This window comes from Streptomyces rimosus subsp. rimosus, from assembly GCF_000720725.1.
Classification (GTDB): Bacteria; Actinomycetota; Actinomycetes; order Streptomycetales; family Streptomycetaceae; genus Streptomyces; species Streptomyces rimosus_A.
Genome location: NZ_JOCQ01000026.1, coordinates 74,927 through 92,969, shown reverse-complemented (window position 1 = coordinate 92,969; position 18,043 = coordinate 74,927). Strand labels below are relative to the sequence as shown.

Genomic DNA, 18,043 nt, shown 5'->3' with positions numbered 1-18,043 from the left:
ACCCGGCGGCACCGGCCGCAACCCCACATCCAGCACATACACCCGCATACCCGCAACCGGCGTACCGATCGGCGGGACACCACCACCCTCCAGCCGCCCCGACATCGTCGCGCACACCGTCGCCTCGGTCGGCCCGTACGCGTTGACCACCGAGCGGCCCGGCGCCCACCGCGCCACCACTTCGGCCGCACACGCCTCGCCCGCCACCGTGAGCGTGATCCGCGGAGGCAGCGCGTCGGGCGGCAGTCCGGCGAGCACGGTCGGCGGCAGCTCCAGATGGGTCACGCCGAACCGGGCGACGGCGCCGGCCAGTTCATGGCCTGCGAGGAGAGTGTCGGCGGGGGCGACGGCGAGGGTGGCTCCGGAGAGGAGAGCGGTCCACAGGGTGGACGCGGAGGCGTCGAAGCCCAGGGAGGCGAAGAGCAGGACGGTACTGCCGGGCCCGGTGCGGAGGCGGGCGATCTGGGTGGCGGCGCGTGCGGCGATGCCTTCGTGGGTGACCTGCACGCCCTTGGGTCCGCCGGTGGAGCCGGAGGTGTGGATGACGTAGGCCGGGTGCCGCGGTTTGAGGGGCGCGGTCCGCTCGGCGTCATGGAGGGCGGCAGCCGGGAGGCCGGCCAGCTGCGCGCGGGTGGCCGGGTCGTCCAGTACGAGGCGGGGTTCCGGGCCCTGCGGCAGCAGTCCGGCGGTGGCGCCGTCCGTGAGCACCAGCGCCGGGCGGGTGTCCCGGAGCAGGGTGGCGGTGCGCTCGGCCGGGTGGGACGGGTCGAGCGGGACGTAGGCGGCGCCGGTCTTCAGGACGGCCAGGACCGCGACGATCAGTTCGGCGGAGCGGGGCAGCGCGAGGGCCACTGTCCGCTCGGGGCCCGCGCCGTGCGGGACGAGCAGGTGCGCCAGCCGGTTGGCCGCCGCGTCCAGTTCGGCGTAGGTCAGCGCGGTGTCGGCGCTCCGCACCGCCGTGGCTCCGGGGGTCTGGGCCGCCTGGGCCTCGAAGAGGGCGGGCCAGGTGCGGGGGGCGGGGACGGGGCCGGGGGTGGAGCTCCACGTGTGGAGGATGCGGGTGCGTTCCGGGGGTGACAGGACGGGGAGGTCGCCCACGGTGCGGTCCGGGTCGTCGGCTGCCGCTTTCAGGACGCGTACCAGGCGGCCCAGCACGGCCGCGGCGGCGCGGGCGTCGAACACATCGGGGCGGTGGCCCAGTTCGAGGCGCAGTCGTTCGCCGGGGAGGGCGGCGAGGCTCAGCGGGTAGTGGGTGCCGGCGGTGATGCGGAGTTCCGTGGCGCGCAGCGGGCCGCCGGGGTCCGGGGGCCCGGCGGGGAGGTTCTCGAAGACGAGGAGGGTGTCGAAGAGCCGGTCGTGGCCGCTGAGGCGGTGCAGCGCGGAGAGGCCGAGGTGCTGGTGGGGCAGCAGCCCGGCCTGCTCGTCCTGGAGGCGGGACAGTGCGCGGGCGAAGGGCTGGGCGGCGTCGAGTCGCACCCGTACCGGCACGGTGTTGTTGAACATTCCGACCATGTCCTCGACACCCGGCAGCCCCGGGGGCCGTCCGGCGACCGTGGCGCCGAAGAGGATGTCGTCCCGGCCGGTCAGACAGCGCAGCACCACGGCCCAGGCGCCCTGGAGCACGGTGTTCAGCGTGAGGCCGTGGCGGCGGGCCAGGGTGCGCAGGTCCGCGGTCAGTCCGGTGGACAGGGTGGCCCGGACGCGTTCGTGGTCCACGGTGCCGTCGGCGGCGGGCCCGGCCGCCACGAGGGTCGGGCCGTCCACGCCGGACAGCGCCTGCTGCCAGGCGGCTACGGCCGCCGTACGGTCCTGGGCGGTGAGCCAGCGCAGGTAGTCCCGGTACGGGGCGGGGGCTGCCGGGCCCGCGGGGTCGCCGCCCGCCGCGTGGACGGCGAGCAGGTCCCGCAGGACCAGCGGCGCCGACCAGCCGTCCAGGATCAGGTGCTGGGCCGTCAGCAGCAGCCGGTGGTGGTCCGGTGCGAGGCGGAGCAGGGTGAGGCGCAGCAGGGGGCCGCGGGTGGGGTCGAAGCGGGTGGCGCGTTCGCGGGTGGCGATGCGTGCCGCGCGGACGGCCTGTTCGTCGCCGGAGAGGTCCGCGAGGTCGTGTTCGGCCCACGGGAGGGCGGTCGCCCGCGGGTGCGGCACGACCTGTACGGGCGTGCGCAGGCCGTCGTGCCGGAAGGCGACGCGCAGGGCGGGGTGGCGTTCGAGGAGGGCCTGCCCCGCCGCGCGCAGCGCTTCCGGGTCGAGGGGGCCGTGCAGGTCCACGGCGAGCTGGCTGGTGTAGACGTCCGGGGCCTGCTCGTCGTACAGGGTGTGGAAGAGCAGCCCTTCCTGGAGCGGGGTCAGGGGCCAGACCTCGGCCAGGCCCGGGCAGTCGCGCGTCAGCCGGGCGGTCTCGTCCTCGGTGAGGTCGGCGAGGGGGAAGTCGGCGGGGGTGCGGCCGTCGGCGTCCGGCGCGGTGGCCCGGTCCGCGAAGGCGGTGAGGAGGCCGAGCCAGGTGTCCGCGAGGTCGCGTACCTCGTCCTCGGTGAACAGGGCGCCCGGCCAGGACCAGGCCGCCGTCAGGACCGGGCCGCCGGGCCCGTCCTCCGTCAGGGCGTCCAACCGGACACCTTGGGCGGCTGGCAGCGCGGGATCGGCTCCGCCGGTGATGCCGCCGGAGCCGGGGACCGGGGCCCAGTCCCCGGCATCCCCGGCGAGGCGGCCGAGGTAGTTGTAGCCGACCAGGGGGCGGGCGCCGCGGGCGAGGGCCGGGGCGGTCTGCGGGTTGAGGTGGCGCAGCAGGCCGTAGCCGATGCCGTTGCCGGGGATGGCGCGCAGCTGTTCCTTGACGCGCCGGTAGGCCCGGTCGAGCGCGGGGCCGCCGGAGCGGAGCCGGGCGGCGTCGGCGCTGCCCGCGTCGAGGCGTACGGGGTGGACGCTGGTGAGCCAGCCGACGGTCCGCGCCAGGCCGGCGCTCTTCGCCGGGCCGGTGTCCGCCTCCGGTCCGTCGGCCGGGTCCTCGCGGCCGTGCCGTTCGATGTCGAGCAGGACGGCGGCGTCCGGGCAGCCCGTGCGGCGGCGGCGCCAGTCGGCGACGGCGAGGCCGAGGGCGGTGAGCAGGATGTCGTCGGTCCGGCCGTGCAGGGCGGCGGGCACCGGGCCGAGCAGCGCGGCCGTCCGGTCCGGCGGCAGGGTCACGCTCAACTGCCGTACGGTGCCGGACAGGTCGCGGGCGGGGTCGTACGGGACCTGGGTCAGGGGCGGTTCGGGGGTGTCGAGCATGCCGGTCCACAGGGGGAGTTCGGCGATGCGGTCGTGGCGCTCGGCCAGTGCTGTGAGCCTTTGGGACCAGGCGCGCAGCGAGGTTCCCACCGGTTCGAGCGCGGGCCGGCGCCCGGCTACGGCGGCTTCCCAGGCAGCCTTCAGGTCGGGCAGCAGCACGCGCCAGGACACGCCGTCCACGGCGAGGTGGTGGATCGTCAGGAGCAGTTGCCCCGGCCGGTCGGGCCCGGCGTCGAACCATACGGCCTGGACGAGGCCCGCGGTCCGGCCCGACTCCGGGTCCAGCCGGTCCCGGGCGGCGTTCCTGTGGTGGCGTACGGCGTCGTCGAGCGTGGCGGCGTCCAGGCCGGTGGCGTCCACCCGGTGAACAAGATCCGGGCCGGAGTCCGTGTCGGAGTCCGGGCCGGAGTCCGTGTCCGGCGGGGCGATGTCCAGGCTCCAGACCACGCCGCCCACCCGGGTCAGCCGCAGCCGCAGCGCGTCGTGGTGGTCGGTCACCGTGCGCAGCGCGGTGGCCAGGTGGCTGAGGCCGAGGCCGGGCGGCACCCGGAGCAGCACCGACTGATGGCAGCCCGCGACCGGCCCGCCGGCTTCGCGGAGGGCGTGCATGACGGGGGTGAGGGGCAGCGGGCCGCTGTCGTGCCCGGTGGTCTCGGCGGGTACGTCGGCCACGTCGCCCGCCTGCGCGGCGAGGGCTTCGACGGTGGGGTGGCGGAAGACATCGCGCGGGGTCAGGGCGAGTCCGGCGCGCCGGGCCCGGCTCACGAGCTGGATGGCGATGACGCTGTCGCCGCCGAGATCGAAGAAGCTGTCGTCCACGCCTGCCGCCCCGGCGTCCAGGCCGAGCACGTCGGCGAAGAGGCGGCACAGTGTCCGCTCCCGGTCGTCGCGGGGCGCCCGGTGTGCGCAGGCGGTGGCGTGGTCGGGGAGCGGCAGGCGGGCGGTGTCGAGTTTGCCCGCGTCGGTCAGCGGCAGCGCGTCCAGGGTGACGACCGCGGCGGGCACCATGTGCTCCGGCAGCCGTTCGGCCGCGAACCGGCGTAGCTCCCGCGGGTCGGCGGCCCGGCCCGCCGCGCTGGTCACATACGCCACCAGCCGCCGGTCTCCCGGCCGGTCCTCCCGTACGACGACCGCCGCCGTGCCGACCTCCGGGTGCGCCGTCAGCGCGGCCCGCACCTCCCCCGGCTCGATCCGGAAACCCCGCAGCTTCACCTGCTCATCGGCCCGCCCCACGAACTCCAGCCGGCCATCGTCCCGCCACCGCACCACATCGCCGGTCCGGTACATCCGCTCCCCCGGCGGCCCGTACGGACACGCCACGAACCGCTCCGCCGTGAGGGCGCTGCGGCCCAGGTACCCGCGCGCCACCCCGGCGCCCGCGACATAGAGCTCCGCCTCGACGCCGGGCAGCACCGGACGCAGCGCGTCGTCCAGGACGTACGCGCGGATGCCGCCCAGCGGCCGGCCGAGGGGCGGGGCCTGGCCGTCGGGCAGGGGCCCGTCGAGGTATCCGGCGACCACGAACACCGTGGTCTCGGTGGGGCCGTAGGCGTGGACGAAGCGCACGCCGGGCAGCAGCTCGCTGCCCTCGCGCGCGGTACGGGCGGGCAGGACCTCGGCGCCCAGCTCGACGCGGCGCAGGGCCAGTTCCCCGGCGAGGCCGGGGTTCTCCCGCAGCGCGCGCGTCAGCTGCTCGAACGCCGTCGGGGTGTGGTGGAGCTGGGTGACGCCTTCGCGTACGAGCAGTCGCAGCAGCTCGGCCGGGGCGCGGCTCTCCTCGTACGGCACCACGACCAGGCGGGCTCCGTGCAGCAGCGGGCCCCACAGCTCCCAGACCGAGAGGTCGAAGGTGTGCGAATGGAGCAGTGGCGTGACATCGTCGGCGCGGAAATCGAGGCCGGGCGCGTCGGTGAACAGGCGCGCCACGGCGTGGTGCGGGACGACGACGCCCTTGGGCGCGCCGGTAGAACCGGAAGTGTGGATGACGTACGCCGGGTGCGCGGGGAGCAGCGGGCGGATGCGCTCGTGGTCGCGTACGGGAGTGTCGGGGCGCTGGCGGAGGGCGTCGGCCAGTGCCGGGCCGCCCCAGAGCAGATATGGGGTGGGGACTCCGGCCGCCGGTGTGCGGGTGGTGAGCAGCAGCACCGGGCGGGTGTCGCGCAGGATCTTGTTGTTGCGTTCGGCGGGCTGACCCGGTTCCAGGGGCACGTAGGCCGCGCCGGTCTTCAGCACCGCCAGCACGGCGGTGACGAGGTCGGCCGAGCGCGGCAGCTCCAGCGCCACGAACCGCTCGGGCCCGGCGCCGCGTTCGATGAGCAGCCGGGCCAGCCGGTTGGCCGCGGCATCCAGTTCGCCGTAGGTGAGGGTGGAGTCGTGGAAGGTCAGGGCCGGTGCGCCGGGCGTGCGGCCTGCCTGGGCCGCGAACAGGTCCGGGAGCAGGAGCGTGGGCTCCGCTTCCATGGTGGCCGCCTGCTCGGGTGGCGTCTCATCCGCCGGGCGGGGATGGGACTCGTCCGTCGGTGCCGCGTCCCGCTCCCCCGCCGTACGCGCGTCCAGGCCGCCGACCGGCCGGTCCGGGTCGGCGCTCACGTCCGTCAGCAGGCGCCGCAGCCCGTCCAGGAGCTCTTCGACGGTGGCACGGTCGAACAGGTCGGCGTTGAAGTGGGCGGCCCCGGTCAGCGTGTCGGCGCCCGGGACGCGGCCGGGCGTCTCCGTGACGCTGATCTCCAGGTCGGTGACGAGCTTGCCGGTGTGCAGTTCCCGGGCCTCGGTGGTGGCCCCGGACAGCGCGGGTGCGGCGGTGGGCACGTTCTGCCAGACCAGCAGGGTCTGGAACAGCGGGTGGCGGTCGCCCGGGCGGTCCGGCCGGAGCGCGTCGACGACCCGCTCGACGGGCACGTCCTGATGGGCGTACGCCTCCAGGCCGGTCTCCCGTACGCGGGCGAGCAGGGTACGGAAGTCCGGCGCGCCCGAGGTGTCCACGCGCAGCACCAGCGTGTTGACGAAGAAGCCGACCAGGTCGTGCAGCGCCACGTCGGTACGGCCGGCGACGGGGACGCCGATCGGGATGTCCTCGCCCGCGCCCAGCCGGGTCAGCAGCGCGGCGAGCCCCGCCTGCACCACCATCGACGCGGTCACGCCGCACTCCCGCGCCAGGTCGCGTACGGCTTCCAGCAGCGCGCTGTCCCACCGGAAGCAGCAGGTTCCGCTGTGCCCGGTGGGGTTCTCCGGCCGCGGCCGGTCGTAGGGCAGCGCGATCCGTGACGGGAGTCCGGCGAGCTTCTTCGTCCAGTAGGCGAGTTGCGCGGCGGCCGTGGTGGTGCCGGTCCCGTCGTCGGTGTCGAGCAGGTCGCGCTGCCACAGGGTGTAGTCGGCGTACTGGACGGGCAGCGGGTCCCAGTACGGCGGGCGTCCCTGGCGGCGCTGCCCGTAGGCGTGCGCGATGTCGCGCCACAGGGGCGCCAGGGACCAGCCGTCCGCCGCGATGTGATGCAGCGTCAGGGACAGCAGGTGCTCCTCGGGCCCGAGGGCGAACAGGCGGGCCCGTACGGGAAGTCCGGCCGCGAGGTCGAAGCCCCGGCCCGCGGCGTCGCGCACCTGGTCCGGCAGGGCCTCCCGGGTGGTCTTGGTGACCGGCATCTCCAGCCGTACGGCGTCCGGGGGCAGGACGGACTGGCACGGTCCGTCGCCGTCCTCCGGGAAGACGGTGCGCAGTGCCTCGTGGCGTACCACGAGATCGCGCAGCGCGGCCGTCAGCGCCCGCCGGTCCAGCGGACCGACGATGTCGAGGGTCAGCGGGACGTGGTGGGTGAAGCGCGGCCCTTCCAGGTGGTGCAGGAACCACAGGCGGCGCTGCGCGAAGGACAGCGGCAGCGGGGCGGGTCGGTTGTCGCGGGCCGTCGGCGCGGGGCGGCGGGGGCCTTGGGTGGTCACCCGCGCGGCCAGGCCCGCCGGGGTCGGTGTCTCGAACACCGCGCGCAGGCCCAGCTCCGTACCGAAGACCGAGCGGATCCGGCCGACCAGTCCGGTCGCCAGCAGCGAGTGCCCGCCGAGGTCGAAGAAGTCCTGGTCGGGGCCGACCTCGGCGAGGTTGAGGGTTTGCGCGAACAGGCCGCACAGGATTTCCTCGCGGGCGGTGCGCGGGGCGCGGGCGGCGGGGTCGCGGAGTGTGGCGGCTTCCCGGTCGGGGGCGGGCAGGGCCTGCCGGTCCAGCTTGCCGTTGGCGGTCACCGGCAGTGCGTCGAGGACCACGACGGCGGACGGGACCATGTGGTGCGGCAGCCGGGCCGCGACGGACCTGCGGACGGCGCCGCCCAGCGCGGCGGCGGCCCGGCGCCGGGCCGGTTCGCTGGTCAGCGCCCGCAGGGAGCACACGTCGCCCCCGGCGCGTACCGGCGGGAGGTGGACATCGGTGTACGCCACGGGTTCCGCGTCCCCGTCGGTGCGCCCACGGGCCGTACCGTCGCGCTCCGGCTCGGGCAGGAACACGGCGTCCAGGCTGCCGTCCTCCGCCTCGGACCAGGTGACCAGGGCGCGGTAGCCGACGCTGGCGGCCAGGTCGTGGAGGTCGTCCGGGTCGGCGCCCACCGTGCCGGTCTCCTCCCAGCGGGCGTTGGGGATGCAGCTCACGCGCAGGGCGCCGGGCAGGCCGGTACGCAGCCGGTGCACCAGCGACGGCAGGCCGGGCATCTCGCTCCCCCACCGCACCCGGGGCGCGTCGGCGAGGGAGACCACCGGGACCGGGCCCTTGCGCAGTACCACGTCGTAGCGGTAACGGCTCAGCTCGTTGCGGTACCGCCCGCGTTTGACGCGGATGTCCACCGCGCTCAGCCCCGGCAGCGTGCCGTCGGGCAGGGCGGTGAAGAAGGCGGGGGCGACGAGCAGTTCCTTGTCGCCTGCCATGCTCCGGCGGACCGCGGCGGCCAGCGCGGCGTCGTCGTCGGCCCCGCCGCGGGCGCCGGTGCGCTGCCGGTGCAGCGCGGTGTGGAAGCGGCGGGCCAGCCGGAGGTCGCGTACGTCGCCGACGAACAGGGCACCGCCGGGCGCGAGGCGGTCGAGGGCGCCGCGCAGGACGGCGAGGAGGTAGCCGGTGTCGGGGAAGTACTGCGCCACGGAGTTCAGCACGACGACGTCGAAGGCGCCTTCCGGCAGGCCCTGCGTGTCGTGGGCGGCCTGGCAGGTCAGCGTGGTGCGGGCGGCCAGGACGGGGTCCGCCGCCAGCTTGCCGCGCAGTCCGGTGACGGCCTCGGCGGACAGGTCGGTGCCCCAGTAGCTGTCGCAGTACGGGGCCAGCCCGGCCAGCAGGAGGCCGGTGCCGACGCCGATCTCCAGGACCCGGCGCGGCCGCAGGGCCCGTACCCGTCCCACCGTGGCATCGCGCCACTCGCGCATCTGCTCCAGCGGGATCGGCCGCCCGTCGGCGCTGCCCCGCCAGCCCGTGAAGTCCTCGCCCAGAGGCGCGGGCCGGTCCGCCGAGCCGGCGTACAGGTCGTCGTAGACCTGCTGCCAGACCGTCAGTGCCTCGCCGGTGCCCGGCGTCCGCCCGCCCGTGGGGTCGGCGGGCGCGGGGTCCGGTCGCGGTACGACATAGCCGACCAGGCCGGGGCCGCGGTCCGCGTCCCGGTGGACGGCCACCGCCGCCTGGGCGACGTCCGGGTGGGCCGCGAGCGCGGACTCCACCTCGCCCGGCTCGATGCGGAAGCCGCGGATCTTGACCTGGTCGTCGGCGCGGCCGGCGAATTCCAGCCCGCCGGGCCCGCGCCGCACCAGGTCGCCGGTGCGGTACATGCGCGCGCCGGGCGGGCCGGACGGGCAGGCCACGAAGCGTTCGGCGGTCAGCCCCGCACGGCCCAGGTAACCGCGCGCCAGCCCCGCGCCCGCGACGTACAGCTCCCCCGTCCCGCCGGGCGGCACCTCCGCCAGCCGGTCGTCCAGGACGTACAGCGCCAGGTCGGGGACGGCCTCCCCGATGGCGCTCGCCGCTCCGGGCCGGGCGATGCCGCGCCCGTAGGCGGCGTAGGTGGCGTGCACGGTGGTCTCGGTCGTGCCGTACATGTTGACGATGCGCGGCGCGTCGTCCGGGTGCCGGGCGTACCACTCGACGAGCCGGGCCGGGTCGAACGCCTCGCCGCCGAGGACGACCGTCCGCAGCGTGGTGTCCCGCAGCAGCTCGGGGTGCTCGCGGTCGGCGGCGAGCAGCGCGGCGAAGGCGGTCGGCGTCTGGGACAGGACGGTGACCCGCTCGCGGGCGAGCAGGGCCAGGAACTCGGCGGGCGCGCGGCCGACCCGGTACGGGACGACCACCAGACGGCCACCGGTCAGGAGCGCGCCGAAGATCTCCCACACCGAGACGTCGAAGGCGTGGGAGTGGAAGAAGGTCCAGGTGTCGTCCGGGCCGAAGCCGAACCAGTGGGCGGTGGAGGCGAGCAGGCGGACGACGTTGTGGTGGCTGATCACCACGCCCTTGGGGGTGCCCGTGGAGCCCGAGGTGTGGATGACGTACGCGCAGTCGTGCGGGTCCGGCCAGCCGCCGCGGTCGACGGCGGTGACGTGCAGGGGCGAGGCGTCGGCCAGCAGCAGCCGGGTGCCTTCGTCGTCGAGCAGGACCACGGGCACGCCGTCCGGGCCGGCCTCGGCGGGCAGCCCGCCACAGACCTCGCGCGCCGTCAGTACGGCGACGGGCACGGTGTCCCGCAGCAGGAAGGCGATGCGCCCGGCCGGGTACGCGGGGTCCACCGGGACATAGGCCGCGCCGCACTTGAGCACCGCCAGGACGGCCACGACCAGGTCCGCGGTGCGCGGCAGCGCCAGGGCCACCTTCCGCCGCGGGCCGGCGCCGCGGCGGAGGAGGACCCGGGCCAGCCGGTTGGCGGCGGCCTCCACCTCCGCGTACGTCATCCGCACGTCCCCGCACACCACGGCGACGGCGCCGGGCGTCCGGTCCGCCTGGCGGGTGAACAGCTCGTCCAGCGTCGCGAACGGCAGGTCGCGGGCGGTGCTGCCAAGGGCGTCGTCGGCCACGGGGATCAGCTCCAGTACTGCAGGGGCTCGCCGGGGCCCTTGCAGGCGATGAACACGGCCATGCCGACCCGGTGCCCGTCCCGGGCCGGGGTGACGGCGTGCGGCATCCGGGAGCTGAAGTGGTCGTTGTGCGGAGGGAACACCGAGGTCCGCGGGTGGAACACGCGCAGGGCGCCGACGAAACACGGACGGCCGCGCAGGCGCAGCAGGTTGGCGCCGGACGGCCGGCGCTCCTGGAGGAGCAGCCGTACGTGGTCCACCGGGGACAGGCAGGGCGCGAACAGGGCGCGCACCTCGTTGATCGAGGGCAGCGCGGCATCGTGGTAGCGGGTGGTCAGGTCCGGGTTCCCCGCCGTGTCGATGTGCGGCATGAACACCCGGCCCACCGTGCTCGTGCATTTCTTGTGATAATTCCCCAGCGCCTTGTGCCGGACGGCTTTCCCGGCCACCTCCCCGGCGATCCGCCGGTCACAGAAGCCCGGGACGTGAATGGCGGCGATCTCCCGGCGGCCCGGCCGCAGCAGGGATTCCCGGGTCGGTTCGCGGGCGAAGTCGTCTTCCCCCGGGGCGGCGCCCGCGACGCTTACGCCGGGGTCCGAGGCAGTCGAAGTCACGTCGTCACACTCCACTCGACGGTGCACGGCAAGGAGAATTCCGGGCGGCCGCCGGCACCTCACCGTGCGACCGCCTCCGGTCCCGGGAGCGGGAAAGCCGAGGTGGTGCCGGAGGATATGAGCAAAACCCGGCTCCTTTCCGCTCCCGGTCGCGTGCACACCGCTTCCGGAAACCGCGGGCACGTCCGGGACCAGACTCCCTCGCCGCGCCGCCCGGTACACCCCACTCGCGCCCGGCCCGTCCCATTGAGGGAACGCGCGAGCCGGCCATGGACGGGTGCCGGTGGAAAGACCTTCCGACTGGAAAGACCTTCCGACAAACTGCGGAGATGAAGGAAAGCCCGGGCGGACGCGTGCGGCCGGCTCCCGGGCGGCTCAGCCGGTGCCGCTGGGCACCACGCAGTCGGCCGGCTGCGGTTTCTTCTCCGGCCAGCCCAGTCCGACGAACGCCACCCGCCGGGTGGCCGGGTCCAACTGCACCACGGCCACCGGCTTGTCGTAGGCGTTGCCCCCGTTGGTCAGGCAAATCCAGCCGCTGGTGCCCCGCACCCGGTACCGGGCCTCCAGCCGCGGCCACTGGGCGGCGACGCGGGTCCGCGTCGGCACCGTGCCGGCGGCCTGGGAATTGGCCAGGAAGACGGCGGCGGCGATGGTACGCACACCGTCGTGGACCAGCATCGTCCGGGAATCCTCCAGGCTCACCGGCCCGATGTCGCCCGCGGCCTCCCGGTCGATCAGGCGGCGGAGTTCCCGCAGTTCGTCCTGCGGTTCCGTCAGGTACACCGGCCGGTCCCGCACCGCCGGGCTCTTGCCCGTGCGCGCCCGCTGTTCCTTCTCCCACGTGCGCAGGGACGCGTCCCAGGCGTCCGGGTGGCCGGGGGCCGCGTACTGCACGGTGATCGTGGACCCGCCTCCGTCGTCACCCCGCAGTTTCTCCCAGTCGGCCGCGCTCATGTACCGGTCCAGCGTCGCCGCGCCCGACCCGCTGACGACGGTGTATTTCTTTCCGTGGCACGGCACCTCGGAAAGTTTCAGGGCGAACAGCCGCAGATGGACCGGGCGCCCGGCGAAATAGACCACCTTCGCGTCGGATTCGCAGATGTTGTGCCCGATGAACGTGAAGTCGTTTCCGGTGTCGCCCGGGTCGTTGATGCCGGGTGAGGTGAACGGCTGGTCCTTCGGACCGGGCGGGCCCGGCTCCGGCCGGCTGAACGCCTTGGCGAGCGATTCGTCGTAGATGTCGTTCGGGCGCAAGTCCTTGACCAGGACGGTGTCCGCGTCCCGGAGTCCGCCGTGGAAATTGGCGAGCGCGGCCGCCTGCTGCCGGTTGGTGGGAATGATCCGGGCCAGTCCCGCGTACTTCAGCGCCCCGCCGTTGTCGGTGTTGGCGATCTCGTCGGCGCTGACCCGGCTGGCCAGCACCGGAATGTGGAGCTTGTTGGTCAGCCGGTCGATGGCCCTTTTGGTGTTGTCGAGGCTGAGGTTGAAACCGGTGACGGCCCGCAGGTTGTCGCGCGGGGAATCCGCCATCGCCGCGAGCCGGTCCACCACCTTCTCCTGCTGGGCGTAATCGGCGCCGGGGTTGGCCAGCACCAGGCGCAGCAGCGGCTTGTTCTCCGTACGATTGGCCCGCCACTGCGCCAGATACGCGCCCTGCAATTCGCTGCGGAGCTGTTTGCGTTCGGCGTCGGCCTTCGGTTGCAGGGGCAGCATCATCGCGACGGTGACGAGGTTCCCCTCCCGCTCCTGCTCGGAGATACGCTTGTTCTCCTCGCCGATCGCGCGGGTCACCTCCCGGATCCCGTCCGTCCCGAAGTCGTAACCGGAGGCGCTGACACCGATGCATTCACCGGCGCTCCGCTCGACGCCCTCCGCGCAGTATTCGGGTGCGCCGATCCGTCCCGGAATGATGACGGCGAGAGAGACGACGACGGCCAGTACGACGAGCACCGTGCAGACCTTGCGGATCAAGGTGGCCCAGAACGTGTTGTACAGCCAGTTCAGCACCGCCGCACCCTCCCCTGTCCCCTGCCCGACGCGTTGTCCGACGCGTCATCCGATGTGTTTCGTGCACGTACACGGTCTGAGCGCCTGCTTGTTGGCGAGCCGGTCACCGAAATCGCGAGCCGTGTGCGTCAAGGTCCCCGCCCCGGCCGCGGGCTCCTCCCCCAGCCGTTCCAGCAGCTTGGGCAGGGCGTCGGTGACGGCGTCGTCGACGGTCTGCGTACGGTCCTCGCAGAGCCGTACGGCGTGCAGCAGCCGGTCGATGCGCTTGCGCCGCACGTCACCGGCGATCTCGGCGTCGCCCAGGGCGCGGGCCTGCCGGTCGTCGGGGCCGCCGAGCAGCGGCGCCTCCGCGATGGCCAGCAGTTCCTCGCACCACGCCCGCGCGCTGCGGGTGAGGAAGGTGCGGTCGAGGTAGTCCGTGACCGTGTCGGCGTCGCCGGCGGCCAGGTGGTGGTGCATGCCGTGGGCGGCGGCGGAGCCGAAATGCTCGTCGGTGGCCTCGTCGCCCAGGGCGCGGTAGTGGTCCCGCAGCAGGAGGTGGTCGCCGCGCCAGGCCGCGCCGTCCGGCCGCAGTCGGTGGAGGCGCCGCATGAGCAGGCGGCGCAGGCCGAGGTCGCCGATGAAGTGGCGGGGGCAGTGCGGCCAGCCGCTGTCGCCGAGCAGTTCCGCGATCCGGTACGCCGACAGGCGCTCGTCCCGGCCCGCCTGCACCGCGCGCATCAGGACCTGCGCGCATTCGGTGTCGTGTGCCACCGACAGATGGCTGAGCAGGTCCAGCCAGTGCCCGCGCTGTTCGGGCGGCAGTTCCTCCGGCGGCTGCCGGACGATCAGCTCGTCCAGCAGGAGGTCCGCCACCGGGCGGCCCGCCGCCTCCTCGCCCACGCGCACCCGGGCGTCCAGCAGGGCCCAGTCGGTGCCGTCGTCGGGCTCCCGGAACGGCAGGGACGCGGTCGCCGCGCCCAGCCGGGACACGAACAGCGGGCGTCCGCCGCTCAGCCGGTGGATGCCGCTGTCGATCCGGAACCGGTCGGCGCCGGCGCCCCCCGCCCGCCGCACCCGGGCGGTCTCCCGCGACTGCTGGTCCCGGGTCAGCACCGGCATCCGGACGAGGAGGACGCCCCGCGACAGCGGAGTCAGGCCGGGTACGCCGCCCGCCGGGCGGCTCCACTGCGGCAGCCCGCCGTCGGTGGGCCGCCAGCTCACCGGCGCGTCGTCACCCGTATCACCGGCGTCCCCGGCGTGGTACAGGAAACGGCCGCCGTCCGCCCGCCGGGTGGTGGCCATGACGACCAGCCGGTCGTACAGGCCCCGCTCGCGGTCCTCCAGTACGGGCTTCAGCAGCCGTCTGCCCAGGGCGTTGTCCGCGTGGTCCAGCAGCAGGGCCGGGCGGCCCGCCCGGGAGAGGCGGCCCAGCAGCGATACGTATGCGGCCTCGATGTCCTGCCGCAGCGCGCGGAACAGGAAGCCCTCCGCGACCTCGCGCGCTTCGCCGCCCTGCTGGAAGTCCGAGGCCAACGAGTGCAGCCCCAGCTTGGGGTGGCCGCCCGCGCCGGTGTACTCGCCGTAACACGCCGCCAGCAGGGCCTTGCCCTCCTGGGAGGTACGGGCGAGCAGTTCGTCGAGCACGGCGTTGATGAAGGGGACGGCCCCGGGGTGGGCCACCAGTCCCGCGACGACGCCGGCGTAGGCCCGGCCCGCCCGGTTCAGCACACCGCGCCAGAAAGAGCCGCGCGGCAGCAGCTCATCGTGCCGCTGCACCTCGCTGACCAGGGTGACCGTGTCGGCGAGCGGATCGCTGGCCGCGACCGCCGCCAGCCCCGCGTACAGACGCGGTGTGGCGAGCGGCCCGCCGTCGCCCTGCCATGCGCCGAACTGCCGGGCCACCTCACGCAGTACCTCGGTCGCCACCGACCGCGTCCGCGTCTGCTGCTCCGCCTGCTCCCGGAACACCGTGTGCCCGCAGTCCACGTGCGCCGTCGGTACATGGCGGCCGAACTCGCCGCGTACGCACCGCAGGAGCCGCCCCTTGCCCATGCCGGGCCCGCCGACGAGCAGGACCACGGGCAGGTCCGGGCCGTAGAGCGGCTTCCTGTTGCGCCCGGTGCCGGTCTTGCCCAGCAGCCTGGCCAGCAAGCCGTCGTCATCGAGCAGCTTGTCGAATCCGAGATCGTCAGGCACGGGCCCCCCGAGGCATCCTGTCCGCACCGCTGTGATGGCACGTCAGGTTAATGCAGCACGGCGTCCTTGAGGAGGGATTCTCCCGGCCGAACCCGGGGCCACGGCTCGGCTCTCCGCTACTCCTCCCCGGTCTCCCCCTCGGCGCGGATACGGCCGACCAGCCGCTCGTAGCGCTGCCGGGCCGCCTGCGGGGTGCCCAGCCCCAGGCCGAAGGCCACTTCGGGCCAGGTCATGCCACGGCCCCGCGCCATCCGCAGCAGTCCGGCCTCCAGCTCGTCCAGTTCCCCGCGTACCAGTGGCAGCAGACTCAGCGCCGCGGTGATGTCCGCCCGGTCCACCTCCGGTTCGCCCTCGTCCCGCAGTGCTGCCCCGCTCATCAAGAAGGCCACCAGCCGGACGGCTTCGTGCGGTGCGAGAACCGTCGGGTGCACCTGCCGCGCGCGCTGCGCGTCGGTCGCCGCGTGCCGCTCCGCGATCCGGAACAGCGACGCGTGTACCCGCTGCGCGCGCGCCTGCTGTGCGTCCGGCAGCGAGAAGGGGTCCATGCCGGGTTCGTCGATCTGCTCAGGGAATTCGGCGGTGCCAGGGGTGCCGGCGGTGTCGGGGGTTTCGGGTGTTGAGGACATGCGATGAGCATGGAGTCCGGCACAGACCTCTGTCAACGAAATATTGTGAACACTTTGTTTGCATCGTGCTCATGACGGCTCCGGCCGTCATCGGTTCCGGCGCTGACCCACGCCTGGCCGGTCCCTGCCGTGGGGTGCTCACGGCACGGACCGGCCTTGCGCACTCCGGCCTCCGCTGCTGGAGGGGGCGGGCCGGGGCGCCGTCGTCACCGGCCTTTTACCGCCGGACGACCCCGGCCCGCCTGGGCCTCGTTCGTCTTCCCCGAGGAACGAGGCGAGTCGATACTGCCCGCCGCGGATGCCGCCATGCACACCGCAGCGACGATCACCCGGACAGCCCAGCCGGGTCGCGTGACGGGGCTCCGGCGGTCTGCGCCGCGGCCGTCAGGAGGGTGAACCACACGGTTTTGCCGACCAGGCCGGGGCGGGTGCCCCAGGCGTCGGCGAGCGCCTCGACCAGCATCAGGCCGCGGCCGTTCTCCTCCGCATTGTCCGCCAGCCGGGCCCGCGGCCGGGGCGTGCTGCCGTCCGAGACCTCCACGCCCAGCTCGCGGGCGCTGTGCCAGACGCGCAGCGTCAGCGGCCCAGGCGCGTGGCAGACCGCGTTGGTCAGCAGCTCCGAGACCAGCAGCAGGGCGGTGTCGGCGAGTGCGGCCAGGCCCCACGACCGCAGCGTCCGCCGCAGGAAGCGACGCCCTTCGGGGACCGAGGACGACCGGCCGGCCAGTTCCACCGCCGCGGTGCCCAGCGGGGCGGCCGGGAAGCCGACCAGCAGGAGGGTCACGTCGTCGGAGTACGTGGCGGTGTCCGGAAGCATGGTGTGCAGGACACGGTCGGCGGCGTTCTCCAGGTCCGGGGCGGTGGCGAAGACCTCCCGCAAGGTGGCGGCGAGCAGGCCCAGTTGCGCGTCGATGTCGCTGTGGGGCGTTTCCACCAGGCCGTCGGTGTAGAGGGCCAGGGTCGTGCCGGCGCGCAGGGGCAGGCGTACCTGCTGGTGCGGTACGCCGCCCACGCCGAGCGGGATGCCGGTCGGCACCGGCAGCGCGCCGACCGTTCCGTCCGGTGCGACGAGCCAGACCGGCAGGTGCCCGGCCGAGCAGGCGGTCACCTCGCCGAGCGCCGGGTCCGCCTCCAGGTAGGTGCAGGTGACGAATTGTTCCGGCAGCCCGCGTGTGAACGTGTCCAGCGTCTGGATCAGTTCGCACGGCGGTGTCCCGGCCAGCGCCAGCGCGCGGGCGGCGGAGCGCAGCTGCCCCATGACCACGGCCGCGTCCAGGCCGCGCCCCATGACATCCCCGATGATCACGCCGACCCGCCCGGCGCCGAGGTCGATCAGATCGAGCCAGTCGCCGCCCACGCCCTGTCCCTGGGTGGAGGGCAGGTAGCGGGTGGCCGCGCGGGCACCGGGGATCTGCTCGGAGGCGCCCATCAGGCGCAGGGCCAGCGCGATGTGCCGCTGCTGCGCGTACAGCTCGGCCAGTTCCCGTTCGGCCTTCTTGCGCTCGGTGATGTCGCGCATCGTGGAGCAGGCACCGGTGATGACGCCGTTGCGGTTGCGGATCGGCCACAGCGTCACGTCAACGTCGAGGACCCGGCCGTCGCTGGTGGCCCGCCGGGTCTCGTAGTGCTCGATCCGCTCGCCCCGCCCGATCCGCCCCAGCAGCTCCGCTTCCTCGTCCTTCAGGTCCGGCGGGATCAGCAATCCGATGTGCCGCCCCACCACCTCCTCGGTCCGGTACCCGTACAACCGCTGCGCCGCCGCGTTCCAGAACGTGACCTGCCCGTCCAACGTCTTGATCAGAATCGCGTCCTGGGAGTACTCCACCACCACGGCCAGCTCGTCGATGCGCGCCTCGGAACGTTTGCGCTCGCTGATGTCCCGCGTGATGGAGCAGGCCGCGTCGATGACGCCCTGCCGCGTACGGATCGGCCACAGCGAAACGTCCACGTCGAGGACCCGGCCGTCGCTGGTGGCCCGCCGGGTCTCGTAGTGCTCGATCCGCTCACCCCGCCCGATCCGCCCCAGCAGCTCCGCTTCCTCGTCCTTCAGGTCCGGCGGGATCAGCAACCCGATGTGCCGCCCCACCACCTCCTCGGCCCGGTACCCGTACAACCGCCGCGCCGCCGCGTTCCAGAACGTGACCTGCCCGTCCAACGTCTTGATCAGAATCGCGTCCTGCGAACACTCCACCAGCCCCCGGAACAACTCCTGCTCGCCCGCGGCGTTCCGCAGGGCCTCCACTGCCGTCATCGGTGCCTCATCTCGCATGACGCGTCCGGGCCCGGGCAACGGATGTGACACCTCACCGTCACGGCACCCGCGGCCGGTCC

6 protein-coding genes are annotated in these 18,043 nt (G+C 74.3%); all 6 read right to left on the bottom strand.

What is annotated here, in order from left to right:
- Window positions 1–10,287 (bottom strand): non-ribosomal peptide synthetase (locus tag IH45_RS1000000149930; RefSeq protein ID WP_324607942.1); only part of this gene is annotated, 10,287 nt, incomplete at its 3' end.
- Between the two features lie 5 nt (window positions 10,288–10,292).
- Window positions 10,293–10,901 (bottom strand): hypothetical protein, encoded by a 609-nt coding sequence (locus IH45_RS0116130; RefSeq protein ID WP_030667704.1) that lies wholly within the window; start codon window positions 10,899–10,901, stop codon window positions 10,293–10,295.
- A 375-nt stretch (window positions 10,902–11,276) separates the two neighbouring features.
- Complete coding sequence (locus IH45_RS0116125; RefSeq protein WP_030667692.1) at window positions 11,277–12,908, bottom strand: ABC transporter substrate-binding protein; 1,632 nt, start codon at window positions 12,906–12,908, stop codon at window positions 11,277–11,279.
- A 45-nt stretch (window positions 12,909–12,953) separates the two neighbouring features.
- Window positions 12,954–15,086, bottom strand: a complete 2,133-nt coding sequence (locus IH45_RS0116120; RefSeq protein WP_030667689.1) for a hypothetical protein — start codon at window positions 15,084–15,086, stop codon at window positions 12,954–12,956.
- Window positions 15,087–15,202: 116 nt separating this feature from the next.
- Window positions 15,203–15,712 (bottom strand): hypothetical protein, encoded by a 510-nt coding sequence (locus tag IH45_RS0116115; RefSeq protein ID WP_030667686.1) that lies wholly within the window; start codon window positions 15,710–15,712, stop codon window positions 15,203–15,205.
- A 325-nt stretch (window positions 15,713–16,037) separates the two neighbouring features.
- Complete coding sequence (locus IH45_RS1000000145265) at window positions 16,038–17,963, bottom strand: SpoIIE family protein phosphatase (RefSeq protein ID WP_063763005.1); 1,926 nt, start codon at window positions 17,961–17,963, stop codon at window positions 16,038–16,040.
- Window positions 17,964–18,043 lie beyond the last annotated feature (80 nt).

Coding starts and splice junctions, on each gene's coding strand:
- IH45_RS0116115 (WP_030667686.1), bottom strand. CDS start 15,712: ATGTCCTCAACACCCGAAACCCCCGACACCGCCGGCACCCCTGGCACC.
- IH45_RS1000000145265 (WP_063763005.1), bottom strand. CDS start 17,963: ATGACGGCAGTGGAGGCCCTGCGGAACGCCGCGGGCGAGCAGGAGTTG.